This window comes from Rhizobacter sp. SG703 (assembly GCF_012275445.1).
In the GTDB taxonomy this organism is placed as follows: Bacteria; Pseudomonadota; Gammaproteobacteria; order Burkholderiales; family Burkholderiaceae_C; genus Rhizobacter.
Map to the genome: position 1 here is coordinate 86778 of NZ_JAAZQK010000016.1, position 25233 is coordinate 112010.

General features: G+C 67.8%; 24 protein-coding genes and 1 pseudogene. 16 read left to right on the top strand and 9 right to left on the bottom strand.

Annotated elements, in window-relative coordinates; all coding sequences use genetic code 11:
• Positions 1–502: 502 nt before the first annotated feature.
• The 7 genes and pseudogenes from FHT26_RS27510 (at position 503) to FHT26_RS27540 (ending at position 4431) form a co-directional block, all read left to right on the top strand.
• Positions 503–979, top strand: a complete 477-nt coding sequence (locus FHT26_RS27510) for a hypothetical protein (RefSeq protein WP_168563274.1) — start codon at positions 503–505, stop codon at positions 977–979.
• Positions 976–1452, top strand: coding sequence for a hypothetical protein (locus FHT26_RS27515; RefSeq protein ID WP_168563275.1), 477 nt, complete (start codon positions 976–978; stop codon positions 1450–1452). The genes FHT26_RS27510 and FHT26_RS27515 overlap by 4 nt, the downstream gene beginning before the upstream one ends.
• Before the next feature lie 587 nt (positions 1453–2039).
• Positions 2040–2501, top strand: a complete 462-nt coding sequence (locus FHT26_RS27520) for a hypothetical protein (RefSeq protein WP_168563276.1) — start codon at positions 2040–2042, stop codon at positions 2499–2501.
• Positions 2502–2549: 48 nt separating this feature from the next.
• Positions 2550–2753, top strand: a pseudogene (locus FHT26_RS27525) (IS256 family transposase); the annotation flags it as partial.
• A 287-nt stretch (positions 2754–3040) separates the two neighbouring features.
• The gene (locus FHT26_RS27530) at positions 3041–3421 is read left to right on the top strand and encodes a DUF4398 domain-containing protein (RefSeq protein ID WP_210427626.1); all 381 of its coding nucleotides are present in this window, start codon (positions 3041–3043) and stop codon (positions 3419–3421) included.
• The gene (locus FHT26_RS27535) at positions 3418–4275 is read left to right on the top strand and encodes an OmpA family protein (protein ID WP_168563277.1); all 858 of its coding nucleotides are present in this window, start codon (positions 3418–3420) and stop codon (positions 4273–4275) included. The genes FHT26_RS27530 and FHT26_RS27535 overlap by 4 nt, the downstream gene beginning before the upstream one ends.
• 15 nt (positions 4276–4290) lie before the next feature.
• Positions 4291–4431 (top strand): hypothetical protein, encoded by a 141-nt coding sequence (locus FHT26_RS27540; RefSeq protein ID WP_168563278.1) that lies wholly within the window; start codon positions 4291–4293, stop codon positions 4429–4431.
• Here the strand turns inward: FHT26_RS27540 and FHT26_RS27545 are convergent, their stop codons facing one another.
• Entirely contained in the window at positions 4432–5154 is a 723-nt protein-coding gene (locus tag FHT26_RS27545) for a Crp/Fnr family transcriptional regulator (protein WP_168563279.1), read from the bottom strand. It lies immediately after the preceding gene.
• A gap of 61 nt (positions 5155–5215) precedes the next feature.
• Positions 5216–5932 (bottom strand): Crp/Fnr family transcriptional regulator, encoded by a 717-nt coding sequence (locus FHT26_RS27550; RefSeq protein WP_168563280.1) that lies wholly within the window; start codon positions 5930–5932, stop codon positions 5216–5218.
• Positions 5933–6361: 429 nt separating this feature from the next.
• On the opposite strand from FHT26_RS27550, the gene FHT26_RS27555 reads away from it, so the two are divergent.
• Positions 6362–6727 (top strand): hypothetical protein, encoded by a 366-nt coding sequence (locus FHT26_RS27555; RefSeq protein WP_168563281.1) that lies wholly within the window; start codon positions 6362–6364, stop codon positions 6725–6727.
• A gap of 272 nt (positions 6728–6999) precedes the next feature.
• Here FHT26_RS27555 and FHT26_RS27560 read toward each other — a convergent pair whose 3' ends face one another.
• Positions 7000–7242 carry a hypothetical protein gene (locus FHT26_RS27560; protein ID WP_168563282.1) on the bottom strand — a complete coding sequence of 81 codons (243 nt, stop codon included), beginning with the start codon at positions 7240–7242 and terminating at the stop codon, positions 7000–7002.
• Between the two features lie 272 nt (positions 7243–7514).
• On the opposite strand from FHT26_RS27560, the gene FHT26_RS27565 reads away from it, so the two are divergent.
• The 3 genes from FHT26_RS27565 to FHT26_RS27575 all read left to right on the top strand — a co-directional run bounded on the left by FHT26_RS27565 (position 7515) and on the right by FHT26_RS27575 (position 13557).
• The gene (locus FHT26_RS27565) at positions 7515–8465 is read left to right on the top strand and encodes a sensor histidine kinase (RefSeq protein WP_168563283.1); all 951 of its coding nucleotides are present in this window, start codon (positions 7515–7517) and stop codon (positions 8463–8465) included.
• 619 nt (positions 8466–9084) lie between these two features.
• Positions 9085–12675 (top strand): sensor domain-containing protein, encoded by a 3591-nt coding sequence (locus tag FHT26_RS27570; RefSeq protein WP_210427627.1) that lies wholly within the window; start codon positions 9085–9087, stop codon positions 12673–12675.
• A 33-nt stretch (positions 12676–12708) separates the two neighbouring features.
• On the top strand, positions 12709–13557 hold the full coding sequence (locus tag FHT26_RS27575) for a transporter substrate-binding domain-containing protein (RefSeq protein WP_246868129.1): 849 nt from the start codon (positions 12709–12711) through the stop codon (positions 13555–13557).
• 12 nt (positions 13558–13569) lie between these two features.
• On the opposite strand, the gene FHT26_RS27580 is transcribed toward FHT26_RS27575, so the two are convergent.
• The 4 genes from FHT26_RS27580 to FHT26_RS27595 are packed head-to-tail and all read right to left on the bottom strand — an operon-like array spanning position 13570 to position 17384.
• Positions 13570–15129 carry a Na+/H+ antiporter gene (locus FHT26_RS27580; protein WP_168563284.1) on the bottom strand — a complete coding sequence of 520 codons (1560 nt, stop codon included), beginning with the start codon at positions 15127–15129 and terminating at the stop codon, positions 13570–13572.
• A gap of 19 nt (positions 15130–15148) precedes the next feature.
• Positions 15149–15838, bottom strand: coding sequence for an HAD family hydrolase (locus tag FHT26_RS27585; RefSeq protein ID WP_168563285.1), 690 nt, complete (start codon positions 15836–15838; stop codon positions 15149–15151).
• Positions 15839–15861: 23 nt separating this feature from the next.
• Positions 15862–16527 (bottom strand): formylglycine-generating enzyme family protein, encoded by a 666-nt coding sequence (locus FHT26_RS27590; RefSeq protein WP_056816122.1) that lies wholly within the window; start codon positions 16525–16527, stop codon positions 15862–15864.
• Between the two features lie 5 nt (positions 16528–16532).
• A complete protein-coding gene (locus FHT26_RS27595; protein ID WP_168563286.1) occupies positions 16533–17384 on the bottom strand; it encodes a sulfotransferase in 852 nt (283 codons plus the stop codon).
• A 139-nt stretch (positions 17385–17523) separates the two neighbouring features.
• Here FHT26_RS27595 and FHT26_RS27600 point away from each other — a divergent pair, with 139 nt between their 5' ends.
• From FHT26_RS27600 to FHT26_RS27615, 4 genes are read left to right on the top strand one after another with little or no spacing between them, the layout of a single operon-like run.
• Positions 17524–18519 (top strand): ABC transporter substrate-binding protein, encoded by a 996-nt coding sequence (locus FHT26_RS27600; protein ID WP_168563287.1) that lies wholly within the window; start codon positions 17524–17526, stop codon positions 18517–18519.
• A 37-nt stretch (positions 18520–18556) separates the two neighbouring features.
• Positions 18557–20002, top strand: coding sequence for a sensor histidine kinase (locus FHT26_RS27605; RefSeq protein WP_168563288.1), 1446 nt, complete (start codon positions 18557–18559; stop codon positions 20000–20002).
• Positions 19999–20445, top strand: a complete 447-nt coding sequence (locus FHT26_RS27610) for a response regulator (protein ID WP_056816134.1) — start codon at positions 19999–20001, stop codon at positions 20443–20445. Before FHT26_RS27605 ends, FHT26_RS27610 begins: the two co-directional genes overlap by 4 nt.
• A 40-nt stretch (positions 20446–20485) precedes the next feature.
• The gene (locus tag FHT26_RS27615; protein WP_168563289.1) at positions 20486–22477 is read left to right on the top strand and encodes a hybrid sensor histidine kinase/response regulator; all 1992 of its coding nucleotides are present in this window, start codon (positions 20486–20488) and stop codon (positions 22475–22477) included.
• Here the strand turns inward: FHT26_RS27615 and FHT26_RS27620 are convergent.
• The gene (locus FHT26_RS27620; protein WP_168563290.1) at positions 22449–23366 is read right to left on the bottom strand and encodes a nucleoside hydrolase; all 918 of its coding nucleotides are present in this window, start codon (positions 23364–23366) and stop codon (positions 22449–22451) included. The two genes, FHT26_RS27615 and FHT26_RS27620, sit on opposite strands and share 29 nt — an antisense overlap.
• A 43-nt stretch (positions 23367–23409) precedes the next feature.
• Between FHT26_RS27620 and FHT26_RS27625 the strand changes: the two genes are divergently transcribed.
• On the top strand, positions 23410–24324 hold the full coding sequence (locus FHT26_RS27625) for a DUF3667 domain-containing protein (RefSeq protein WP_168563291.1): 915 nt from the start codon (positions 23410–23412) through the stop codon (positions 24322–24324).
• Here the strand turns inward: FHT26_RS27625 and FHT26_RS27630 are convergent.
• Entirely contained in the window at positions 24261–25223 is a 963-nt protein-coding gene (locus FHT26_RS27630) for a LysR family transcriptional regulator (RefSeq protein ID WP_168563292.1), read from the bottom strand. The two genes, FHT26_RS27625 and FHT26_RS27630, sit on opposite strands and share 64 nt — an antisense overlap.
• Between the last annotated feature and the right edge of the window lie 10 nt (positions 25224–25233).

Sequence of the window (25233 nt, forward strand, 5' to 3'; positions counted from 1 at the left end):
GTAAGACGATTGGCGTACGCGCATCAGAGCAAGGCGCCACCAGGCGGGACCTTCTATTTAATGCCCAAGTACGACATGTTGTGTCTCCTACTGCTGCTGAGCCAAGGCGAAAAACTTGCGAGCCGCAGCGTCAGAAGCCTACGTGGAAGTGGCCGTTCGTGTACGACCGGTTATTGCCGACTGTGCCTTTTCGGCAGTCGCCCTGCAAGCGGTCAAACGACGCAGCCGGCCTGATCGGCGACCGGCTGCTCGCAGGCGATGCGCTGAACAAACACTGCCAGCCAGGAGCAGCCAGTCGATCTTGTGCCGAACGCCGGACCTCCAATTCGAGCGTACCTCACTGGGTGATCGTTCGGGCTTTCGGCAGTCCCATAGTTGCCATGCACGGTGATCAAGACGCGGATTCGATTTGGTTCCTGAATCACGTCCGTTTGAGCGCATCATCGAGCGAGACCGCACTACGATGGCCGCTATTCTGATGATCCACCACTCGTCACACCACATGCGGTACCACAAGCACGACATCGCGAAGGCACAGCTTGAAACCGCCGTGTCGATCATTCTGAATGGGCAGGACAGGTCTTCCGCGATCACGCTTGCTGGCGCAGCGAGTGGGATCCTTGATACGCTTGTCAAGCGAGCCGGAAGGGAGACCTTTGTCGACTATGCGAGGCGGGTGCACGAAGCACAGGTCGGATTCACACCGAAGCGCAAGTCGTATGCGCATCACATCGACAAAAAGTTGGGCGTAATTGCCCACAAACATCTTGCGCAAGACGACCCTGAAACCATAGACCTCGATCTTGAGAGGATGGCTATCGACGCTGTCTCTCGAGCGATCCAGGACTACGTCTCACTGAATGGACAAGAAGAACCCTTCGTTAAGGCATTCCTTCAATACGCGTGGACCCACTCGGATGGCGAGAAGATGATGGAGACGTACAACGCGCAGCCGAATCGATTGAAGCCGAAAACATGAAGACGTACACGCGCCTTCAGATTGCGGAGAACCAGCTACGGGCTGCGATGGGCTTGTTCATGACCGGTCGAGATCGATTCTCTGTGATCACGCTTGCAGGTGCTGCCGATGTAATCCTGACTCAGCTCTCCATCAAAGCGGGCAACGAGCCTTTCACCGCTGAGTTGCTAGCGAAGCACATTGCTGAAGGCGGTGAGGTTGAGACGCGGGAAACGCACGGCAAGAAGGTCAACGACATCTTGTACATCAACCACTGCAAACACATGGACGATGATGAAGATGGCTATGTTGAGCTGGACAACGTTGAAGAGGCCGCCCTTGGTGCAATCCTTAAAGCAGTAGCCAACTACGTCCACATCGAGGGCTTCCAGAAGGACCTCGTCCAAGCGTTTCGCATCTGGGGCAAAGAGAACCTCGACCCGAGAAAGTACAACTTCGATTTCGATCCGAACTGGAAGAAGGCTGACACCTGACCGCGGTCGGGTCCCAAACGCTGCCGGACTGGCTCCAGGGGAAAGAGACCGCTCTTTACGTGGTCCAGCGGCAGCAACGGTCGATTGCTCCGCATCGCTGCTCACGGCACCAGCCATTCGAAGGTCAGCACTGGTGTCGCGCCGGTGTCCGCTCGGCCGTGACTGAGCAGATCCAGCCAGGTGCGCGACGACGGTCTCCGTTCAGTCCGAGCTGTCGTTCGGCCGCCGGAATTGACCGACCGGCCCACACCTAATATCCAGTGGTTTTTTGGCGGCTTTCCGGGCCATCGTTGGGCAATGAGCGCTCAGAAGTATTTGGAGCGAGGGGAGCGAGACGCCCGAGAACACACGCTTGGCGGCCACTTTCGACCGCCGACTGTTAATCCGTAGGTCCCTGGTTCGAGCCCAGGTCGAGGAGCCAGTATTGACGGGGCCCGCAGCGATGCGGGCCCTTTGCCATTGGGCGCCGATATGAGACGTTTATGAGACGGCGTCTCATATCCAGTAGTCCGGCGCCTCAGTCGTTCGTGCCACCTTCATGCGCTTGGGCGCTGTCGCGGGTGACTGATGGAAACGACGAGACTCCCGTGCTTCCTCGCGAGAACGTGGTGATCAGCGTGGCGGGCGCGTCGCCCCAGCAGATCGAACGGGCGCACGCTGCCGTTCACGCGATGTTCGAGGCCGCCGAGGTCTCACCTGCTTTCGCGGCCCGGTCCGCGCACAAACTGGAGAGCTGGGACCGCGCGGGATTTCCTCCAGAGCAGATGCCCTCCAATGTGGAGTTCGACGCCGCGCAGTTGTGGTTGGGCATTCCCGACTGCGTCATCGAGTCCGTCTTTGGGTCGGAGCGGCCCGCCAACGCCTCATCGCTGGTCGACGTTTTCCTGGCGCCTGTGGATCGCACGCTCCACCAGTGGTTGACCTGGCGATGCACACGCGCCGTGAGAACGGAGACGCCTAGAACAGGTCTGCCTGCGGATCAGGCGTTGCAGCCGGAGGTGCCTTGGGTCGGGACGCTCACTCGACCTTCGGCATCGGCGTCGCCCTGATCTGCTCAGCAGGCCACTGACGAATCAACTGCTCCGCCTCCGCCGGCGAGCGTCAACAGCCAGCTGCGCAAGATCATCAAGACGCGCGGGCACTTCCCCAGCGACGACGCGGCCACCAAGTTGATCTGGCTGGCGTTGCGCAACATCACGGCCGACTGGGGCCGCGCAGCCAAGGAGTGGCGCCCCGCGATGAACCAGTTCGCCGTGGTCTGCGAGGAGCGATTCACTCTGCCGGCGCACGGCAGTCGATAGGCGGGTCAGCCAACAATCCATTCCATCTCAACCGCCTCGCACACAGAAATCCGGACAGGCCCGCTCCCTCGGGAGCGACGGGCCGCCCGGAAGCCGCCGAGTCCGTCGTCTCTCCGCAAACCCTGTGTGCGTTAGCAAACAGACTGCAGCGCCGATAGCTGCCATGGTCGGGTATCGGCGGCGCCAATGTGACATCGCACGCCGAGCTACGTATGCGTCAAGGGGTGCAGCCGCAGACCACCCCACCGTCCTCCCCTGTTTCCCTCCCATCGAAAAGGAGTCCCTTCATGAGACTCATGCATGTGCATCGCCTGTCGTTTCCGCAGGCCCCCCGTTCCATCGTCCTGGCCGGGCTGATGGTCCTCGTTGTCGGCGGCTGCGCCACCGCACCGCCTCCGACCGAGCAACTGGCCAGCGCCAAGGCCGCTGTCGACAGCGCGGCCGTCGACGGCGCGCCGGCATATGCGCCCACGGAGACGCGCCTGGCCACCGACAAGCTTGCCGCTGCGCAGAAGGCCGCGGCGACGAAGGACTACGTGCTCGCGAGGCAACTGGCAGAAGAGAGCCAGCTCGATGCCCAGCTCTCGGTGCGCAAGATGCAGACCGCCAAGTCCAGCAAGGCAGCCGATGAGGCTCGCAAGGCCGCAACCACCGGAGGTACCCAATGAACACGCTTTCGATCTTCACCGTCACCGCACTGTCTGCCGCGCTGATGGCCTGCGGCACCGTGCCTCAGCCCAACGCCGGCCTCGACCGCGCCCACGCCAGCTACGAGATGCTGCAAGGCGATCCGAAGGCCGTTGAGTACGCAGGGCCGGAGATGACACAGGCGCGCGAAGCTCTCGCAGCTGGCGACGCGGCCCGCGCGCGCGGCGACACCCTGCGCAGCGTCGACCATTTCGCTTACTTGGCCCAGCAGCGCGTGGCCATCGCGCGCGAGGCCGCGAACGCCAAGACCTGGGACAAGGCTGCCGCCGATGCGAAGGCAGGCAGCGTCAGCGACAAAGCGGCGCGCGATGTCGCCGCGGCCCGCACAGCGACCCAGGCAAAGGGCGCGGAACTGGCTGTCGCCACCGCTGGCGCGCAGCAGGACAAGGAGCGTGCAGCCGAGTTGGAGGTGCAGCTGAAGGCCCTGGGCTCCAAGCAGACCGACCGCGGCGACGTGATCACACTGGGCGACGTGCTGTTCGATTCCAACCGCGCGCAGTTGCGCGCTGGTGGCGTCCGCGACATGGGCAAGCTGGTCGAGTTCATGAAGAACCACCCGAAGCGCACCGCGATGATCGAGGGGTTCACTGACAGCCAGGGGACCGAACGTGGCAACGCCGACCTGTCGACGCGCCGTGCTGAAACCTTGCGCATGGCCTTGATCGACCAGGGCGTCATGGCCGACCGGCTGCGCACGCGCGGCTACGGCGAACTCCACCCAGTCGCCAGCAACGACAGCGCCGCTGGCCGGCAGATGAACCGCCGCGTCGAGATCATTCTTTCGGATGAGAACGGCGTGTCCAAGCCGCGCTGAGACCAGGAGGCCACCATGTCCAAAGAACGCAAGCACGGCAACAAGGAAGTGAAGAAGCCCAAGCAGGCGCAGGCACCGGTGGCGAAGCCGGGAACGCCAGCGCAGGCGATTCCGGCGATTGCGCCGGCGACACCGGATCGCCAGCGCAAGCGGTGATCAGGCCGCGTCGATCGCCGGCCCCGGTGCACGGCCGATCGACAGGCCGTAGATGCGCCGGTCTGCGAGGTAGCAGCTGCAGGCTGCTGCCTCCAGGCCGGCCCGGTTCACCACCCGCAACTCGCCACGGTGGTATTCAATCAGGCCTCCGGCCTGCAGAACGCCCGCCGCGGCCGTCACGCCGACGCGTCGCACGCCCAGCATGTAGGCCAGGAACTCGTGGGTCATGTGGAAGTGGTCGCACTGCGCACGATCCTGGCTCATCAGCAGCCAACGCGCCAGGCGCGGGCCGATCTGGTGGAATCGCAGGCAAGCGGCCGAGCCGGCCAGTTGCGCCATCAGCACGTTGACGTAGCGGGCCAGACTGCGCTGAAGCGCGGCGCTGCGTGCCAACTCGCGTCGGAACGGCGAGACGGCGATACGAAAGGCCGTGCCCGGTCCTTGGACCACCGCGTGCAGCGGAGCGACCGGCACGCCCAGCGCCACATGCACCCCCAGCATGCCCTCGCGGCCTACCATGCCGACCTCCAGCCCGGGGTGGTCGTCTACCCGAGAGATCAGCGATACGAAACCATCCATCGGGAAATAGACGTGACGCGTTGGCTCGCCCGCCTGGCTGAGAACCTCGGCGAGCGTCACGTCGACCGCCCCTCCCGCAGCGAGCAGGCGTTGGCGGTCTGTGCGCGGAAGCAGTTCGATCAGGCCGTTCTCGATGTTTTTCATGGCGCAAGCAGTCTGGGGCCTGCGCGGCCGCGTCACCGTCTGCCAGCGCACACAAGATTGCTCAGCGGGCCATCCGTTCGGGCAGCAGCCGGTCGTATTCCTTCTTCACGACCGCATAGCATTCGCAGGTGCGCTGCTCCAGGCCCGGCCGATCGAGCACCGTGATGCGCCCGCGTGCATAACTGATCAGTCCGGCCTTTTGCAGCTTCAGCGCAGCCTCGGTAACGCCTTCGCGGCGCACGCCCAGCATGTTGGCGATCAGTTCCTGCGTCATCACCAGCTCGGCGCTGCTCAAGCGATCCAGGCTCAGCAGCAGCCAACGGCACAACTGTTGATCGAGCGAGTGGTGGCGGTTGCACACCGCCGTCTGCGCCATCTGGGTGATCAGCGCCTGCGTGTAGCGCAGCAGCAGGTGCAGCACCGGCGCGCGGTTGAACTCGTCCTTGATCGTCGACGCCTTGAGCCGAAAGCCGGAACCGGCGCTTTGCACCACGGCGCGGCTCGGCGTCGATTCACCGCCCATGAACAGCGAGATCCCGACGATGCCCTCGTTGCCTACCACGGCGATCTCGGCCGACGAGCCGTTCTCCATCACGTACAGCAGGGAGACGATGGCGGTGGTCGGGAAGTAGACGTGACTGAGGGTGCGCCCGGGCTCGTAGAGCACCTGCCCCAGCGGCAACTCCACCCACTCAAGCTGGGGAAGCCAGCGCTGCCACTCTCCGTCGGGCAGCGCAGCGAGCAGCTGGTTCTGCTTCGGATCGGGGGAAAGAACCATGTAGCAAAGCTCCGTCAAATTGTCGGAGCCGGCAAGGAACGCGTGCCTTCCCAAGCCATCGATGATGGCAACTATAGACTCTCGGCGGCGGCCAGTATGTTCGCTAGCGAACATTCGGTGAAGGGCCTGCGGATTGACAGCCCGGCCCTCGCCGTCAGGCTGACATTGGGGTGGTCCGCCTCTCGAAATGACCGCACACATCGATCAGGGCGGCGAGTCCAGTCAGTTCGGAGAGTCGTCCCTTGGACCGCCGTTGTGTAGGACGCAGACTTCGCTGTTGCGTCTGCTACCGCACAGATTACTTTCGCTGGAAGGTGCAACCTTGAACTCCGATGGCGGCCCCGGCCTCTCGGCCTTCGAATCCCGGTGCGCAAAGCTGGGCCAAGTTCGGGGGCCACCATTGACGATGGCTTCTCCGATCTGAGGTACATGACACCGCTCGAACTTCGGCGTGACATGCGGCAAGCCGTCAAGACAATTGACAGCCGATCTTCATCCGCGCGCAAACACTTTGAGAACTATCTCCACGGGCTGTGGACGATTGTGGATAGCGAGCGAAGAGAACCTGATGCCTGGGAGGCTGTGCATGTCTGTGCCGCAATTGACGCAGCTGAGATCGGTGCTTACGCGTTGGCGTCGGACTTTGTCGATCTGGCAATGGCCCCTGTGCACGAACGCGTACCTGAGTGGCAAGGTTGGCGAAACGAAACAACTCTGACGCAATTCAAGACGGCAATTGACAGGTTGACTCAGCTGCCTGAAGCCGCACCTTCTGCGGGCAAGTGGCGGCGCTGAGGTCTCTTTACCCAGACCCGAAGCCCTGCTCGCCAGGGATGAGTTGATCAATTGAATGTCTGGAGCCGACAGTTTCTCTGCGATCGCAGTGCATCGCGACGAGCGTGCGTTTGCGCCGGCTTCGAACGATTGGCGAGCCCGTCTTGACCTTCGGCATCAACAGGGGCCTCTTGGCGATCGCAAGGTTCGCTTGTGCACGCCGTCGGCCATCGCGGCGATGTCATCGCGGATGAGCCCGTCGGCTTGCGCCTGGACGATCTCTTCTCGCTTGGCTACGTTCGTGTAGCCCGAGTCGCCGCGGCCTGTCGCATGCCTTTGTTGCGACCGGCCCCGACAAGACGTGCAAAATTGGCCGCATCGTGCAGGTTGTCGTACAGGATGCAAGCGAAACGATACGCGCCGTCCTCGAAGCGTATGCCCAGCGAGGCCATCAACGGCAGATCGTCCGCCCTGGGGGGTGCGGCGACCACTGGCGGCTCGGTCTCGACCGGCTGCAATCGGTGCTTCCTGACCATGGTGTGCCCTTCCGCGTTCGGAGTACAGCGGCACGTTAGCCACGGGTCGACAGAGCGTCTGTGCGGTAAGCAACGTTGCGACAGTCCAGCAAGGCCCCTGTGTTCGCCAGCGAACAGACCGGGCCGGGACGGCCCGGCAGAATCGCTGACGGAGCGCTCCCCATCTCAAAAACGGAAGCCTTCGCATTCCGAGGGTGGCGATTCGTCTCCTCGAAGGGGCGACAGGACTTCCCGCCTGATCCACATGCGCTCCGTATCGGAAGGACGCTGCAATGCCTGTCACCCTTCACCCGTGCGACGTGCCCGTTGGGCTGCCTTTCACGAAGAAGCTCTCCACGCCAAGCTACAGCGCGGCAGCTGCTCTCGGCCGCGCGGCGTCACGTGTCCCCATGTTCGGTCATCATGCCGCTACCCGGGCAGCCGCAAACGGCCGGAGAGCCCGGACAACGTTGGCGCGACTGCGCAAGGTCAACGAGCAGCTGTTGCAGGCGACGCTGTTGTCGCAACGCGGCCAACGCCAGGCAGAGCTGATGCTGAGCCGCCAGACCCAAATGTTGGCTGTCGTGGCCCACGAATTGCGCAACCCGCTGATGACCTTGTGCACCACGGCCACGCTGCTGCCGCGCGTGGCCGCCGACAATGTGCCTCGCCTGCAGGAAATCATCGAGCGGCAGGCCGGACGCATGTCGCGCGTGATCAGCGACCTGCTGGATGTGTCGCGTATCAACACCGGCAAGCTGCGGCTGGAACTCTGCGATGTCGACATCGCAGACGTGATCGAGGACTCGCTTGTCAGTTGCCGTCATGCGATGGCACTGCGCACGCAATCGCTCCGACTCGACATGCCGTCCTCACCGGGCGGCATGCGCGGTGACGCAGTCCGCCTCACCCAGATCCTGAGCAACCTGTTGGGCAACGCGTCCAAGTACACACCAGCCGGGGGCGACATCGCCCTCGTCGTGCAGCGCACGCCGGACGCCGTGGCGTTCACCGTCAGCGACAACGGCATCGGCATCACGCCGCAGGCCTTGCTCGAGGTCTTCGACCCGTTCGTGCAGGAGCAGCATGCGCTGAAGTTCAACGGAGTCGGCTTGGGGCTCGGCCTGGCGGTCGTGCGCGAACTCGCCGAAGCCCACGGCGGCAGCGTCGAGGCGAGCAGCGGCGGACTCGGGCTCGGCAGCCGCTTCGTCGTCACGATCCCCGTGCGCGATCGAAGACTTTGACCTGAGGATGTCCTTGACGGAGCCGCTGTGCAGCGGCCGGCGCGCGAGTCAGGCGCGTTTCAGCACTACCACCAGATCAGATTTTTTGAGGGCCTGGCTACTGAAGACTGAACTGAGTCAGTCCTGCTCGGCTCTTCAACGACCGCTATTGCTGCAAGACCTCCATGGGCCGGGCCCAACCCCCGTCACATATACGGCACTTCGTCTCGTGCAGGCCTGGGGGCGGGCCTGCTGGCCGGACAGCATCAATGAGACGCCGAAAGATGCCCGCGTCAATGCTGGCGCGGCCAATCCATCAGTTGCGCGAACCGACTGTCAATCCGTAGGTCCCTGGTTCGAGCCCGGGTCGAGGAGCCAGTATTGACGGGGCCCGCAGCGATGCGGGCCCTTTGTCGTTTGGGCGCCGATGAGCGACCAGTGCGCCCCAGGACCGGCCCACACACCCAACGCACGACGCCAGCCGATTCACCGAAAATGACACTCGCACGGGCCCATTTCCGGTGTACATCACCGTCGTCAGCGCGTACGCTGCGCTGGCGTTCTGGCTCAGTATCGCCAGCCCATCGAAGGCTTGCCACGCAGACTCGACGCCGCGACACCACCGAAACTGGATACAGCCATGAGGGAATCGGCCCTTTCAACCGCGCGCGTGGGAGGCGTCGTCGTCGGCCTGTTCGGCGCGGCCATGGCCACGCACTGGGTGTTTCCCGTCGACGCCGTCGCCCACCTCGTCCCCGGCCTCGAGCACGCGGGCATCGTCGGTCCACTGCTCTTCGTTGCGGCAGGCCTGTGCCTCTTCAACGCCTCGCGCCCGTCGACGTCGGCCACCTGGCTCACCCGGCTCGCGGCCCTCTGCGTCGGCGCGCTGGTCGCGCTGCCATTGGCCTACCTGTTCGAGAACGCGTCGGGCATCGGCCTGGGCATCGACATCGCCCACGCCGGTGCGGTTCCCACGGCGACCCATCCTTATCCCGGCCGACTGTCGCCGAACGCGAGCCTGGCGTTCCTGCTCGCCGGCATCGCGTTGTGGCTGAACGAACGACGCTCCACCCGGCTCGGCCCGCTCGTCTTCTCGCTGTTGGCCCTGGCGGTTTCCGCCATCGGCATCGGCGGAATCGTCGGACACTTCGTGGGCCTCGAGGCGCTGTACCAGGTGGCGAGCTACAACCCGCTGCTGCCGACGACCGCGTTCGGACTCTCCGTCGTCGGGGCGGGCCTGTGGATGCTGCACGAAGCAGCCCACGTCTTCGATCCCAAGAGGTTGCAAACGACCGAGCAGCGCATCAAGCGCCGCTCGATCGCGGTCATCACGCTGGTCGCGCTGGCGGGCGGCGTCGCGGGCTTCTCGGTGATGCGCGGCACCTTCGAGCGATCGGTGTCGAAAGACATGCTGCTGATCGCCACGACGAACGCGACCTCGCTGGCCCACACCATCGAGGTGAGCCTGCTGTTCCCGAAAAACGTTGCCACGCGACCCGCCGCGCGGCAGGCGCTGGACAAGCTGAGCAAGACCCCCGCCGACACGGATGCGATGGACTTCCTGCAAAGGGTCGCCGAGAGTGCCCTCACCGCCGACCTGACGCGCGTGGAGATCTACGCCGCGAACGGCGCACGCGTGGCACAGGCGGGTCCCGTGCCTCCGAAGTCGCAGGTCATTCAGCGCCTGGCGAATACGGAGCAGACGACCTTCCTGGCTTGGAAGGACGGCTACCTGCTCCTGGCAGAAGCCGAGGTCCGGATCGACGGGCGCATCGTCGGGCGGGTGTTCACCGAGCAGCGCATGCCGCTGTTCGATCGCCTGCTCGCCGAGATCCGCGCCTCCAGCGACACGTCCGACGCGGCGATCTGCGGTCGCGACAACGACAAGATGGTCTGTGCGCCCAACCGGTACCGGCCGTCCGGACTCGAACTGCCGATGTTCGACGCGACCGGCGCTGCCGCGCTTCCCGTGGCGCGGGCACTGCTCGGCGAACACGGCGTGCAGTTCCTCAAGGACCGGCGGGGCACCAACGTCCTCTCGGCCTTCACGCCGATCAAGGATTTCGGACTCGGGCTGGCCGTGCGGACCAATGTCGACACGCTCTATGCGCCGATGAAGTCGCGCCTGAACATCCTGGCCGTGGCGCTCGTCGCCATCGTCGCGCTGGCCATCTATGCCCAGCAGCACCAGGTGAGGCCGGTTCTGAAGCAATTGGTCGCCAGCGAACAGATGGTGAAAGCCATCGTCGAAAACCAGTCCGAGCTCGTGTCGCTCGCGACGCCGGACGGCGAACTGACCTACGTCAATCCGGCGTATGCCAGGCACTTCGGACGAACCCCCGCGGACATGCTGGGCGACAGCATGTACGACTACATCGAGCCTGCGGATCACACCGCCGTCAGGAAAGTGGTTGCGGACGTCCTGTCGACCGGCACCACCGCCACCAACGAGAACCGGGTGACGTCCGCCCAGGGCGCCCAGCGCTGGGTCGCCTGGACCAACCGCTTGCTGAGCGATCCTTCGGGTCGGCCGACGCTTCATTCCGTCGGCCGCGACGTGACCGAGCGCGTGCTGGCCGAGCGCGCACTGCGCACACTGGCCGCGATCTTCGACGCGACGACCGACTACGTCATACAGAACGACGCACAGGGTCGGCTGATCTACATGAACCCTGCCGCACGACGCCGCGTCGGATTGGCGCCAGATGCGCCGATCGAGCAGTTGACGCTGGCGCATTTCAATCCTCCGCAGACGCTCGCGAAGTTCAATGCGGAGGTCGGGCCCAGCGCGGCGGCCACCGGCGTCTGGGTCGGCGAGTCGCTGGTCTGGGACGCCGAGCGGCGTGAATTTCCGGTCAGCCACATCGTCATCTGCCACCGCGACGCACAGGGCAAGGTCGAATACTTCTCCGCGCTGATGCGCGACATCTCCGCGGCCAAGGCGGCCGAGCAGGCCGTGCGCGACAGCGAACATCGCCTGCGCCTGGTGACCGACAACATGCCGGCCCTGATTTCCTACCTCGACCGCGACCTGCGTTTTCGCTTCGTCAACCGGACGTACCAGCAATGGTTCGGCAGCGAAGCGGCGCCCCAGGCCGGGATGAGCGCTGAGGACTTCTTCGGCGAGCAGGCCCGGCTGGAGATCGGCCCCTGGCTGCGAGCCGCCCTGGACGGACAGGACGTCGCCGTCGACCGGGAAATGATGCGCCCCGAAGGCCGTCGCCATGTGCAGGTCACGGTCGTCCCGGATCGCGACGAGCAGGGCAGCGTCTTCGGCCTGTACACGCTCATCAACGACGTCACGTCGTACCGCGAGTCGCAACGAGCGCTCCAGGAGAGCGAGGCGCGCCTGCGCACCGTGGCCGACGCACTGCCGATGCGCGTGGCGTACATCGACGCCGGCGAGCGCTACCGCTTCAACAACCTGGCTTACGAGCGCGGCTTCGGGCGGCCGCGCCACGAACTCCATGGCCAGACCGTGCGTGCGGTGCTGGGCGAGACGGCCTACCAGGCGGTGGAGCCGCACATCCGCAGCGCCTTGCGAGGCGAGCCGGTCACGTTCCAGAGCGAGATGGACAGCAACGGCAGCTACGTCTGCTACGAGGCCCAGTACATCCCCCAGCGCGCGGCCGACGGCAGCACGGTGCTCGGCTTCCACGCGGTGGTCACCGACATCACCCGCCAGAAGCTCGAGGAAAAACGGCTGACCGAGCTCGCCCGGGTGGACGCGCTCAGCGGCCTGATCAATCGCGCCGGCTTCGAGTTGCGCATGGCAGAGGCCATGCAGCGCAGCAGGACCAGCGGTGCGCTGATCGCGCTGATGTACCTCGACATCGACCACTTCAAGCAGATCAACGACCGCTACGGGCACCACACCGGGGACGCCCTGCTTCGCGGGTTCGCGGGCAGGTTGTCGCAGGCCGTGCGCTCCACCGACACCGTCGCCCGCCTGGGGGGAGACGAGTTCACGGTGATCATGGAAGGCCTGCCGAGACCCGAGGTGGCGTCGACGGTCGCCGGCAAGATCGTCCAGGCCATGAGCTCGCCGTTCGTCGTCGAGCAGCAGGCGATCAGCATCACCACGAGCATCGGCCTGGCGTTCTACCAGGGCGACGCCACGACCGTCGAGGCGCTCGTCCGGCAGGCGGACGTGATGCTCTACCAGGCCAAGGGCGCGGGCCGCAACAACGTCCAGGTGGCGCTTCGGCTCATCGAAGGCGGGCGGGCTTAGCCATACTGCAGGCTCCGCCCAGGAGCCCGTGCCATGCCTTCTTCGATGACCCGCCGCAGCGCAGTCCTGTCCTGCACCCTCGCGCCCGTCGCAGCCGTGATCGGGTTGGCGGCCTTCACCGCCTGCAGCACCGGCCCCGGCCCGGTCCCGCTGCTGCCCGCCGGTGCGGCGCAGGCGCTGGCACCGCATGGCCGGCTGCGCGCCTGCATCAACCTGGGCAACCCGATCCTCGCGAACCGCGATGCGGCCGGCGTCGTCGGCGGCGTGTCGGTCGACCTGGCAACGCTGCTCGCGCAGCGCCTGGGCGTGCCGCTGGAGCTGATCGTCGTCGAGGCCGCGCTGCAATCCGTCGACACCGTGAAAACCGACCGGGCCGACATCGGCTTCTTCGCGATCGACCCGCGCCGCAGCGACGGCATCGGCTTCAGCGCACCCTATGTGCTGATCGAAGGCGCGTACCTTGTGCGCAACGAGTCGCCGCTGACCGACAACGCGCAGGTCGACCGCAGCGGCACGCGCGTGATGGTCGGCCGCGGCAGCGCCTACGACCTGTACCTGTCGCGCGAACTGAAGGCCGCGCAGCTGATGCGCACGCCGACCTCGCAGGCGGTCGTCGAACGATTCTTGGCCGAGGGTGCCGACGTGGCGGCCGGCGTGCGCCAGCAGCTCGAATCCGATGCCGCCCGGCTGCCCGGCCTGCGCCTGCTGCCGGGGCGCTTCATGGTCATCGAACAGGCGATGGGCCTGCCGCTGACGCGCGGCGCCGCCGCCACGGCGCTGCTCGCCGGCTTCGTCGAACAGGCCAAGGCCGGCGGCTTCGTCGCGCAGTCGCTGGCACGGCACCGCATCCACGGCGCGGTCGTCGCACCGGCCTCGCGCTGAGGCCGGCTGCGCTCACGGGTGGCGCGCGCCGCCGGCGCTGAGCTCCGCCCAGTCCAGTTCCTGCACGACGACGCGGAACGCCGCATCGCCGATCGATCCGTCCTGCCGCAGCTCGTCCAGCCGCCCGCGCGCCGCCGACAAGGCCCGCCGCCGCAGCGGCCCGCCGGAGCGCTGGTCGATCGCCTCCTCGTCGGCGCGGCTCTCCTGGTTCAGCTCGATCACCGCGGCGTACTCCTTGCGCAGCAGCTTCGCGGGCATCGATTCATCGCCGTCGATCGACGCCAGCAGCGCACCATAGGCCTGCGCCCGCGCATGCTTGACCTCGCGTCCCACCGGATCGTCGTCGCGCAGCTTCATGAGCCGGATCAGCGGCTTCATCGTCAGCCCCTGCAGCACCAGCGTGCCGAGCACGACGGTGAAGGCGCACAGCAGGATCAGGTCGCGGAACGGAAACGGCGCGCCGCCGGGCAGCGTCTCGGGGATCGCGAACGCGGCGGCCAGCGTCACGATGCCGCGCATGCCGGCCCACGACAGCACCAGCGCGCCGCCGAGCAGCGGCTGGGCCCCCGCGGCGCGATGCCGATCCGGCAGGCGCACGAACTTGTAGCTCAGCACCCACGCGAAGCGCGCCGCGATCGTCACCGCCAGCACGGCCAACGCCACCAGCAGCGATTCGGTGCGCACGCCGCCGGCCGCGAGCCGTTCCCAGATCGGGCGCAGCTGCAGGCCGATCAGCACGAACGCGAACGCATTCAGCACGAACACGACGGCCTCCCACACCGCGAAGATCGGCACCCGCATGCGCGCCGGCATCGCCGGGCCGCGCCGCCGCGCGATCGTCATCGCATACGCCACCAGCGTCAGGATGCCCGACAACCCGATCGCCTCGGCCGCCATCCAGACGCCGAAGGTCGTCACGAACTGCAGGATCAGCGAGGTCGGCACGTCCTGCACGCGCGACATCAGCGGCTGCGTCAGGTAGACGCAGGCCACGCCGGCGGCCAGGCTGCCGAACACCGTCAGCAGCAGCACCGGCGCAAAGGTCGCGAAGCCCAGGTGCCCGGCCAGCGCCGCCATGATCGCGAGCCGGTAGATCAGCAATGCACTGGCATCGTTGAGCAGGCTCTCGCCTTCGACGATGGTCAGCAGCTTGTGCGGCAGCTTGACCTGGCGCATCACGGCCGTGGCCGCCGCGGCGTCGGGCGGTGCGACGACGGCCCCGAGCGCGAGCGCGATCGCCCACGGCATCTGCGGCACCAGCCAGCGGGCGGTCAGCGCCACCGCGAGCACCGTGACGCCGACCGCCGCAATCACCAGCCCGGCGATCGGTCGCCAGTTGGTGCGCAGGTCGCGCAGCGAGGTGTCGTACGCCGCATCGACCAGCACCGGCGCGACGAACAGGGTCAGCGCGAGTTGCGGATCGAGCGTCCAGCGCGGCCCGTCGGGCAGGAACGCAAGCAGTGCGCCGCCGATCGCGAGGAAGGTCGGGTACGGCGCGCCGACGCGGCGTGCCAGCGTTGCGAGCAGCGCCGCACCGAGCAGCAGCAGGATGATCCATTCGAAAGTGGCCATGGGGGGACGGGTCCGGGGTTCACCCGTCGCTTCCGACCCGCACGCCGTGCAGGTCGCGCACCATGCGATGGGCCGTCCCGACATGCGCCCCCGCCCGGTCCAGCAGCACCGCCTGCAGCCCCGCAGCGAGCGCGCCCTGGTAGTCGAGCGCCAGCGAATCGCCGACCATCAGGCACTGCGCCGGCGCAACGCCCAGCCGCTCGCAGACACGCAGGTAAGCCTGCGGATGCGGCTTGCTGACGCCCGCCTCCTCGCCGATCGCGACGTGATCCACCGCATCATCGAGCCCGGTCGCGACCAGCTTGCGGCGCTGCCCGTCGGCCGGACCGTTGGTCAGGATCGCGAGCTGCAGGCCATCGCCGCGCAGGCGCGCCAGCGTCGGCCGGGCATCGTCGTACAGCCTCGGGCTGTCGTTCACGCAGTCCATGAACACCCGGTTCAGCTGCGCGACCAGGCCTTCGCGCGGCGTCAGCCCGAGCCGGTCGAACGGGTCGGCGAAACGCCGCATCCGGTACTCCTGGCGCGTCAGCCGGCCCTGCTCGAACTGCACGAACAACGGCCGGTCGACCTCGACGCAGGCCTGCAGGAACGGCGCCACCGCAATGCCTTCGTCGGCCAGCACCTCGGCGATCAGGTCGTGCGCGACCAGCCGCGTCGACGCGAAGTCGATCAGCGTGTCGTCCAGGTCGAAGATCACCAGCTTCGTCATCGCGGTCCTTTTTCAATCGTCCTTCACTCGTCCCACACCGGCCGCAGCCCGATCGTCGTCGTGCCCAGCCGGCCCCACTTGCCGCGGCTGGCCTGGATGCGCAGGTGGCCGGCATCCTTGCTCCAGGCCCCGCCCTTCACCGTGCGCTCCATCGGCGTCTCGGCATCGTGGTCGTGCAGGTCCTGGCACCACTCGCCCAGGTTGCCCGCCAGGTCGAACAGCCCCAGCTCCGACGGCGGGAAGCTGCCGACCACGCTGGTGCCGCCGAAATGTTCGTCGAAGTTCGCGTGCACCGGGGTCGGCGGCGCATCGCCCCACGGGTAGAGCCGCGCCGGATCGTTGTTCGACGCCAACGCTTCCCACTCCTGCGCCCACGGCAGGCGGCCCCCGAGGTGGGCGCAGATCAGCCCGGCCGCCGCCCAGTTCAGCCCCCACACCGGGTGCTCGGCCAGTGCGGCGCGGCAATGCCAGCCGCCGCCGGCCGGGTCGAAGGCCAGCGGGTTGCGCGGGTTGCAGACATTGACGAAACGGTAGCCGCCGCCGGTCTCGGGCGGCATCTGCATCTCGTTGAGGATCTCGGCGGCGACGCGGCAGGTCAGCAGCGTGCGGGCCACCCGCAGGCGCCGGCCCGCGAGTGCACCGGACGCCACCCTGAAGCCGATCGCGTCATGGAGGTACTGCTCGATCATCGGTGTCAGGCCAGGGGGGTGGTGGATCGGACCGCGGATTGCACCTCGTCGATCAGTGCCAACTGCGCTTCGCTCAGGTGATGGCGCCAGCGGTTCTCCACGTCGTCCAGCGAGCGGTACGACGAGAACAGCCCGCCGCGGGTCTCGGCCTGGCGCAAGCGGATGAAGGCCTCGGCATCGCCCGACGCCTCGGCGCCGAGGAACGCCACCAGGTTCGCCACCGCCTGCGCCGGCTCGCGCGAGATGTCGGCCAGCTCGAGGCTGACGTGCGCGAAGTGGTGCAGGCAGCGCCGCGCCAGCTCGTAGCGCAGCGCCACGCTCATCGCGACCACCTCGGTCGTGCGCAGCGCCGCATCGGTGCGCGGCACGCCGCTGCGGTAGGCGGGAAACTCGCGCATGAACGCGCGGCTCACCAGCTCGGAATAGCTCCACAGCGTCGTCAGCTTGCTGCGCAGCACCGACGAGACGATGGCGCGCGGATCGCGCCGCAGGAAGATCACCCGCAACTCCGGCAGGAAGGCCTTCAGCCAGCCGAGCTTGCCGAACAGGCAGGTGTCCTTGAAGCCGATCACCCGGCCGCGCCGCGATTGCCCGAGGTAGGCCTTCAGTTCCAGCAGGAACTCGCGCACCGTCTCGTCGCCGCCCAGGCTTGCATGCAACAGCGCCGGGTCGTGGTCGTCGGCGTCCCACGGCACCAGGTCGTGGTCGCGAAAGAACCGCGTGTGCATCGACAGCGGTTCGTTCAGGCATTCGATGCCGGCACAGGACTGAAGGACATCGTTCAGGAAGTTCGAGCCTGAACGGTGGTGCGCCATCACGAGGAACGGTGGGCGTCGTTCGAGAAGCAGTACCGACATGCGCGCGATCGACTCCCTATTGCAAGTATTGTTCTTCAATCGTACGCTTGGCTCGAACCGCACTGCAAGACCAGTGTGAGGGGGGCTGATGAACTCGTCAGAAGTTGCAGCGCCGTCGAAGAGAAGCGGCCGCCTTCCGTTGCTGATCGCCGCGGTGGCGCTGGCCGTGGGTCTGTCGACGCTGGCCATGACCTGGCGCTACCGTGCGACGCACCCGCAGCGCCCTGCCGCAATGGCGGTGCGCCTCGCGCTCTCGACCACGCCGCATGCCGCGCTGCTGATGCTGGCCGCCGAGAAGGATTTCCTGCGCGACGAAGGGCTCGACGTCACCATCGTGCCGGTCAGCCACGGCAAGTTCGCGCTCGACCTGCTGGCGCGCGGCGAGGTCGACCTGGCCACCGCGGCCGAAGTGCCCTTCGTCACCGCGGTGCTCGACCACCAGCCGCTCAGCATCCTCGCGAGCATGCTGAGCGTCTCCGACGAGATGGCGGTGGTGGCCCGCCGCGACCGCGGCATCGCGGCGCCGGCCGACCTGCTCGGCAAGCGCATCGGCGTGCCGCGCGGCACCAGCGCCGAGTACTTCCTGTGGGCCCTGCTGATCCGCCACCGGCTGGCACGCGACGGCGTGACGCTGGTCGACCTGCCGCCCGGCCGGCTGGCCGACGAGCTGGCGCGCGGCCGCATCGACGCCGCGTCGACCTGGCAGCCGGTGCGCCAGGACGCCGAAACGGCGCTCGGCGCGCAGGGCGTCTCGTTCACCGCGCCGGCCGCCTACACCGTGAGCCACGTCGTGGTCGGCCGCACCGACTACCTGCACCAGCAGGCCGAGATGTCGCGCCGCTTCGTGCGTGCGTTGCTGAAGGCCGAGCGCTTCAACCGGCTGCATGCCGACGAATCGCTGGCCATCGTCGCGCGCCGGCTCAAGGTCGACGCCGCCGCGCTGCAACCCAGCTGGAAATCGCTCGCCTTCCGCGTGAACCTGCTGCAGTCGCAGCTGGTGACGATGGAGGACGAGGCCGACTGGGCCGTCTCGGGCAGCCCGGGCGCCTCGGCACCGACGCCCAACTTCCTGCCGCACCTCTACCTCGACGCCTTGCTCGACGAGCAACCCGACCGCGTCACCGTGGCGCATTAGGGCCCCTCGAACCCGTCAACACGATGACCGACACCGAATGAAGATCAGTGCGAAGGGCTGGCTCGCCACGACCACGGGCCTCGGCACGATCGCCCTGCTCGCCGTGATGATCTGGTGGGCGAACGGCGAAGTCGAATCGGCAGACCGACAGCGCCGGCGCATGTCGGACGTCGCGCGCGTGCTGAACGACCTGCGGCTCGTCACCTTCGAGTACGTGCTGTACCGCAACCAGCGCGCCTACCAGCAGGAGCGCCAGGTCTCCGCGCGCCTCGAGCGCCAGCTCGAGGAACCGATCTTCAGCGACCCCGAGCCGTCCGAGACGCTGGCCGACCTGCGCCGGCGCAGCGTCGAGACGCGCCAGCTGTTCGAGGAGCTGCAGGCCAACACCAACAGCCGCGCGGCCGACGACAGCGCGCAGAAGCTCTACGAAGAGCTGATCTCGCGCAAGCTGCTGGTGCTGCACCAGGAAAGCCTGGTCGACGCGTTCCGGCTGACCGACTATTCCACCGCCCGCATCGCGCAGGCGCAGCAGCGCGTGGTCGGCGTGATCCTGGCCGGGCTCGCGCTGATCTCGCTGGCGACCGCCGCGGCCGGCTGGCTGATCCACCGCGGCGTGCTGGCGCCGATCCAGCGGCTGCAGCAGGCCACGCGCGAGGTGGCATCGGGCAACTGGAGCTTCCGGCTCGACATCGCCGGCAGCGACGAGATCGGCGAGATGTCGCGCAACTTCGACGCGATGACCACCACGCTGCGCAACTCGTTCGCGCAGATCGAGCGCAGCAACCAGGAGCTGGCGGCGCTCAACCGCGAGATCGAGGCCTTCAGCTACTCGGTGTCGCACGACCTGCGCGCGCCGCTGCGCAGCATGGACGGCTTCTCGCTCGCGCTGCTGGAGGATTACGGCGACCGGCTCGACGACGAAGGCCGCGAACACCTGTCGCGCATCCGCGCCGCGAGCCAGCGCATGGGCCGGCTGATCGACGAGCTGCTCGGGCTGTCGCGCGTCACGCGAACCGAACTGGTGTTGCGCGACATCGACCTCGGTGCGATGGCGCGCGACATCGCGATCTCGATGCAGAAACTGCACCCCGAGCGCGACCTGCGCTGGGAGATCGCCGAGCCGCTCATCGTGCGGGCCGACAAGTCGCTGATGCAGATCGCGATGCAGAACCTGCTCGAGAACGCCTGGAAGTTCACGTCGAAATCGCCCGATGCGCTGATCCGCGTCGGCAGCACCGTGTCGGACGGCCGGCAGGTGTGCTTCGTGGCCGACAACGGCGTAGGCTTCGACATGACCTACGCCGACCGGCTGTTCGGCGCCTTCCAGCGCCTGCACCACGAAACCGATTTCCCGGGCACCGGCATCGGGCTGGCGATCGTGCACCGCATCATCCGTCGCCACGACGGCCTCATCTGGGCCGAGGCCCGGCCCGGCCAGGGTGCCACCTTCCATTTCCATCTGCCAGGAGGAACTTCACCATGAGCGAACAGAAGGCGATTCTGCTGGTCGAGGACAACGACGACGACGTGGCGTTGACGCTGCGCGCGTTCAAGCGCAGCCACTTGATGAACCCGATCGACGTGGCGCGCGACGGCGTCGACGCGCTCGACTACCTGTTCGCCCGCAACGCGCACGCGCACCGCGCGTCGCATTCGCTGCCCACGCTGGTCATCCTCGACCTGAAACTGCCGCGGCTCGACGGGCTGGGCGTGCTGAAGGCGATCCGCGCCGACGAGCGCACGCGCTTCCTGCCGGTGGTGATCCTGACCTCGTCGAAGGAAGAACAGGACCTGATCTCCGGCTATGCGCTGGGCGCCAACAGCTATGTGCGCAAGCCGGTCGACTTCGCCGAGTTCATCGAGGCGGCCAAGGTGCTCGGTTTCTACTGGCTGATGATCAACGAGCTGCCCCCCTCGCACGCATGACCCGCCCGCACGCCATTGCGTTCCCGTCGAGGCTGTACCGATGAACATGGCGGTCAACATCCTGGTGGTCGAGGATTCCGAGGACGACGCACGGCTGGTGACCCGCGTGCTGAGCCGCGGCGGCTTCACGCCCACCTGCCGGCGCGTGCAGAGCCTGGCCGCGCTGCAGCAGGCTTTCGAGCAGGAGCGCTGGGATGCGGTGCTGTCGGACTTCAGGATGCCGCAGTTCAGCGGCATCGACGCGCTGAACGCCTTCCGAGCGCGCGACCTCGACATCCCGTTCATCTTCGTCTCGGGGACGATCGGCGAGGAGATCGCGGTCGAGGCGATGAAGGCCGGCGCGAGCGACTACGTGATGAAGCAGAACCTGGCGCGGCTCGCGCCGGTGCTCAAGCGCGAGCTGGCGCAGGCGGTGATCCGCGCCGAGCACCGCAAGGCGCAGCGCGAGCTGGAGCTCAGCCGCGACCGCTACATGGACCTCTACGAGCTGGCACCGGTCGGCTACCTGACGCTCGCGGCCGACGGCCGCATCGAGCAGCTGAACCTGAACGGTGCCGACATGCTGGGCGTGCGGCGCGATGCGTCGATCGGCCTGCAGTTCTCCAGCTTCATCGGCCCGGTGGAGCGCGAACGCTGGGCCGCGCATTTCGAGCGCGTGCTGCTCGACGGCACGCGCCAGCGCCTGGAGCTCGCGCTGCAGCGCCCCGGCACCGAGCCGCTGCACGTGCAGCTCGACTGCATGCGCGAGGCCGGCTCCGGGTCGGACGCGGCCGGCGTGCGGGTCGCGATCACCGACATCCACGAACGCAAGGAAGCCGAGTCGGAGCTGATCCGCTACGAGGCCCAGCTGCGCCATTCGCAGAAGATGGAATCGATCGGCACGCTGGCCGGCGGCATCGCGCACGACTTCAACAACATCGTCGGCGCGATCCTCGGCAACTCGGCGCTGGCGCTGGAGGCCGTCGGTGCCGACCACCCGGCCGGCGCGCTGCTGCGCGAGGTTCACAAGGCCAGCATGCGCGCCCGCATGCTGGTGCGGCAGATCCTGACCTTCAGCCGGCGCGAGCCGCAGGAGCTGCAGACGCAGTCGCTGCAGCCGGTGGTCGACGAGACGCACCAGCTGCTGCGCGCGACGCTGCCGGCCGGCATCGACCTGCAGACGCGCATTGCCGACGACGTGCCGCAGGTGCAGGCCGATGCCACGCAGGTGCAGCAGGTGTTGATGAACCTGTGCACGAACGCCTGGCATGCGCTGGACGGCGGCGTCGGCCGCATCTGCATCGGGCTCGACGGCGTGGTGCTCGACCCGGCCACCTGCCAGCGCCTGGGCGGCCTGCGTCCGGGGCGCCATGCGCACCTGTGGGTCAGCGACAACGGCGTCGGCATGGACGACGCGACCCGCGAGCGCATCTTCGAGCCCTTCTTCACGACCAAGCCAGTCGGCCAGGGCACCGGGCTCGGCCTGTCGGTGGCGCACGGCATCGTCGTCGCGCACCACGGCGCGATCGCGGTCGAGAGCGCGCCGGGGGCCGGCACCACGCTGCACCTGTACCTGCCGGTGGCCGACACGGCCGGAACGGCGGCCCGCGCACCGGCCGCGCAGCGCGTCGCGCCGGCCGGGCACGGCCAGCGCGTGTTCTACGTCGACGACGACGAGACCATGGTGATCATGGTCGAGCGCCTGCTGGCCCGCGAGGGCTACCAGGTGCGCACCTTCAACGAGGCGGCGCTGGCGATCGCCCACGTGCGCGAGCACCCGCAGGACGTCGACCTGCTCGTCACCGACTACAACATGCCGGGCAGCTCGGGCATCGAGCTCGCACGCGAGCTGGCACGCATCCGGCCCGGCCTGCCGGTGGTGCTGAGTTCGGGCTACATCACCGACGAATTGCGGGGCGAAGCCCGCGAGGTCGGCGTGCGCGGGCTGCTGGAGAAGGAGAACACCTTCGAGGAACTGGGCGCGCTGGTGGCGCGCATCCTTGCGGAGCCCGGCCCCGACCCGGTCACGGCAGGCGCGCCAGGCGCTGCCTGAGCAGCTCGCGCAGCGCGTCGGACTGCACCGACGTGAACACCTCGACCGGCGAGCCGAAATCGGCCCGGGCCAGCGCGACGCGCTTGGCCGCCAGGTGCCCTTCGGTCAGGCCGGGCCGCCAGTCGACCTCGACCCGGCAGCGCTCGGCGCCGAACAGCTGCGGCGCGATCAGCCACGCGACCGGGCAGGTGTCGTGCAGCAGCGGCTTGTCGCGGCGGAACCCGCGGATCAGGTCGCGGGCGACCGGGCCGCAGCGGTTGCCGAGATCGCCCAGCGCATCGACCCAGTCGGCCGGCATCCCCGCCTGGCGGGTGACGTCCAGCCCGAACAGCAGCAGGTCGGCACCGCTGCCCAGCACGACCTGCGCGGCCAGCGCATCGGCATGGAAGTTGAATTCGGCGCTCGGCGTGATGTTGCCGTCGCAGAACGCTGCACCGCCCATCACCAGCACGCGCTGCGCGCGCTTCAGCAGCCCGGGGCGCTTGATCTCGGCCAGCGCGAGGTTGGTCAGGGGTCCGATCGCGACCAGCGTCAGGCGGCCGGCGGGCCCGTTCAGGAGCGCCTGCTCGATCACGTCGACCGCGTGCTGCCCGGTGGCGCCGCGGCCGCGCGGCAGCTCGACGCCGCCGAGGCCGTCCTCGCCGTGGACGGTGTTGGTGCGCGCCTGCGGCATCGTGATCGCATGGCTGCAGCCGGCGTGGACGGGCACGTCGTGGCGTCCGGCCAGGTCGAGCACGCGGCAGGCGTTGTCGGCGGTCATCTCGACCGAACGGTTGCCGGCCACGGTGGTCACGCCGATCAGGTTCAGCTCCGGCGCGCCGCACGCCAGCAGCAGCGCCAGCGCATCGTCGATGCCGGGGTCGCAGTCGATCAGGAGGTCTTGTGCCATCGACCGAGCATAGCGTGCCCCTCCCTCCGTTATGCTTTCGCCCGTGTCACATCCGCCCGCCCGCACCGACATCGCCTGCCGCAACTGCGGCACCGAGGCCCCGCTGAGCTTCTGCGCGGCCTGCGGGCAGGAGACGGCGCTGCACCCGCCGACCCTTGGCGAATTCGTGCACGAGTTCGTCGGCCATTACATCGCGCTCGAAGGCGCGCTGTGGTGCACGCTGCACCGGCTGCTGCTGCGTCCCGGGCGGTTGACCACCGAGTACCTCGCGGGCCGCCGCCGGCGCTACGTGCTGCCGCTGCGCATCTTCCTCACCGCGAGCTTCGTCTTCTTCCTGACGCTGAAGCTGCTGCCGGCGATCGAGCCGTCGGTCGTGGTCGATGCCGCAGCCCGCCCCGGCGCGACGGTCGACGACATCCGTGCCGCCGCCGCATCGGCCCCGATGCCGGCCAGCCGATTGCACACGCCGATGGTGATGGCCTTTCGCCTGTCCGATTGCGGCGGCACCGGCGAGCCGGCCTGCAACGCGCTCGAACGCTTCGTCAACGGCATCGGCCAGCGCTTCAGCAGCGATCCGAAGGCCTTCGTCGGGCAGATGCGCACGCGGCTGTTCGGCGCGGCCCCGTACGCGGTGTTCCTGCTGCTGCCGGTGTTCGCCGGCATCGTCGCGCTGGCCTACCGCCGCCGGCACATGACCTACGGCGAGCATGTCGTCTTCAGCCTGCACCTGCATGCCTTCTGGTTCCTCGCGCTGCTGCCGATCGTGCTGCTGCCGCGCGCGGCGAGCGACGCGGTGCTGCTCGTGGTGCTGGCCTATGGCGTGCTGGCGCTGCGCGAGGTCTACCGCGGCCGCTGGTGGGCGACGCTGTTGCGGGCCGGCTTCATCACGGTGGTCTACGGCGCCGTGCTGCTGCTGGCCACGCTCGGGCTGGTGGCAGGCCTGCTCGCGACGGCCTGAGAAGGCGCGAGCTGCGGCTCGACCACCCGCGCAATCCAGTTCAGCACCGCCTGCACCCGCGGCGCGACCTGGCGACGGTGCGGATACAGCAGAGACACCGGCATCGGCGCCGCCGCGAACTGCGGCAGCACCTCCACCAGCCGGCCCTGCTCGATGAACGGCTGCGCGCCGAAGCGCGGCGCCTGGATGAGCCCGAGCCCGGCCAGGCAGGCGGCCGTGTAGGCCTCGGTGCCGTTGACGACCACCGTGCTGCGCATCGGATGCACGCGGGTCGCGCCGCCCTCCTGGTACTCGAAGCCGGCGCCCTGCGTGCCGAGCTTGGCCGCGTAGTGGACGACGCGGTGCTGCGCCAGCTCGGCCAGCGTCGTCGGCGTGCCGTGTTCGTGCAGGTAGGCCGGGCTCGCCAGGTTGCACATCGCCAGCACGCCGAGCGGCCGGGCGACCAGCTCGGTGTCGTCCAGCGGCCCGACGCGCAGCACGCAGTCGAAACCTTCACGCACCAGGTCGACACGCCGGTCCGTCGTGCTGATGCCGACCTCGAGCAACGGATGCGCCGCGAGGAACTCCGGCAAGCGCGGGATCACCAGCTCGCTCGCCAGCTTGTTCGGCAGGTCGATGCGCAAGCGCCCTTTCAAGCCGGCCGCCGCCGGCTGGAACATCGCCTGCAGCTGCTCGGCATCGGCCAGCAACTCCTTGCCGCGCACGAGAAAGGCCTCGCCGTCGGGCGTCAGCTGCACGCGCCGCGTCGTGCGCTGCAGCAGCCGCGTGCCCAGGCGCGCCTCCAGCTGCAGGACCACGGTCGAGACCCTGCTCTTCACCAGCCCCAGCTGCTCGGCGGCCTGCGTGAAGCTGCCCAGTTCCGCGACACGGGCGAAGATGCGGAGTTCGTCGAGATTCATCGTTCAATTG

Excerpts from the sequence above, each read along its gene's own strand:
- FHT26_RS27510 (WP_168563274.1), top strand. The coding sequence starts at position 503 with ATGCGGTACCACAAGCACGACATCGCGAAGGCACAGCTTGAAACCGCC.
- FHT26_RS27515 (WP_168563275.1), top strand. The coding sequence starts at position 976 with ATGAAGACGTACACGCGCCTTCAGATTGCGGAGAACCAGCTACGGGCT.
- FHT26_RS27530 (WP_210427626.1), top strand. The coding sequence starts at position 3,041 with ATGAGACTCATGCATGTGCATCGCCTGTCGTTTCCGCAGGCCCCCCGT.
- FHT26_RS27535 (WP_168563277.1), top strand. The coding sequence starts at position 3,418 with ATGAACACGCTTTCGATCTTCACCGTCACCGCACTGTCTGCCGCGCTG.
- FHT26_RS27540 (WP_168563278.1), top strand. The coding sequence starts at position 4,291 with ATGTCCAAAGAACGCAAGCACGGCAACAAGGAAGTGAAGAAGCCCAAG.
- FHT26_RS27545 (WP_168563279.1), bottom strand. The coding sequence starts at position 5,154 with ATGAAAAACATCGAGAACGGCCTGATCGAACTGCTTCCGCGCACAGAC.
- FHT26_RS27550 (WP_168563280.1), bottom strand. The coding sequence starts at position 5,932 with ATGGTTCTTTCCCCCGATCCGAAGCAGAACCAGCTGCTCGCTGCGCTG.
- FHT26_RS27555 (WP_168563281.1), top strand. The coding sequence starts at position 6,362 with ATGACACCGCTCGAACTTCGGCGTGACATGCGGCAAGCCGTCAAGACA.
- FHT26_RS27560 (WP_168563282.1), bottom strand. The coding sequence starts at position 7,242 with ATGGTCAGGAAGCACCGATTGCAGCCGGTCGAGACCGAGCCGCCAGTG.
- FHT26_RS27565 (WP_168563283.1), top strand. The coding sequence starts at position 7,515 with ATGCCTGTCACCCTTCACCCGTGCGACGTGCCCGTTGGGCTGCCTTTC.
- FHT26_RS27570 (WP_210427627.1), top strand. The coding sequence starts at position 9,085 with ATGAGGGAATCGGCCCTTTCAACCGCGCGCGTGGGAGGCGTCGTCGTC.
- FHT26_RS27575 (WP_246868129.1), top strand. The coding sequence starts at position 12,709 with ATGCCTTCTTCGATGACCCGCCGCAGCGCAGTCCTGTCCTGCACCCTC.
- FHT26_RS27580 (WP_168563284.1), bottom strand. The coding sequence starts at position 15,129 with ATGGCCACTTTCGAATGGATCATCCTGCTGCTGCTCGGTGCGGCGCTG.
- FHT26_RS27585 (WP_168563285.1), bottom strand. The coding sequence starts at position 15,838 with ATGACGAAGCTGGTGATCTTCGACCTGGACGACACGCTGATCGACTTC.
- FHT26_RS27590 (WP_056816122.1), bottom strand. The coding sequence starts at position 16,527 with ATGATCGAGCAGTACCTCCATGACGCGATCGGCTTCAGGGTGGCGTCC.
- FHT26_RS27595 (WP_168563286.1), bottom strand. The coding sequence starts at position 17,384 with ATGTCGGTACTGCTTCTCGAACGACGCCCACCGTTCCTCGTGATGGCG.
- FHT26_RS27605 (WP_168563288.1), top strand. The coding sequence starts at position 18,557 with ATGAAGATCAGTGCGAAGGGCTGGCTCGCCACGACCACGGGCCTCGGC.
- FHT26_RS27610 (WP_056816134.1), top strand. The coding sequence starts at position 19,999 with ATGAGCGAACAGAAGGCGATTCTGCTGGTCGAGGACAACGACGACGAC.
- FHT26_RS27615 (WP_168563289.1), top strand. The coding sequence starts at position 20,486 with ATGAACATGGCGGTCAACATCCTGGTGGTCGAGGATTCCGAGGACGAC.
- FHT26_RS27620 (WP_168563290.1), bottom strand. The coding sequence starts at position 23,366 with ATGGCACAAGACCTCCTGATCGACTGCGACCCCGGCATCGACGATGCG.
- FHT26_RS27630 (WP_168563292.1), bottom strand. The coding sequence starts at position 25,223 with ATGAATCTCGACGAACTCCGCATCTTCGCCCGTGTCGCGGAACTGGGC.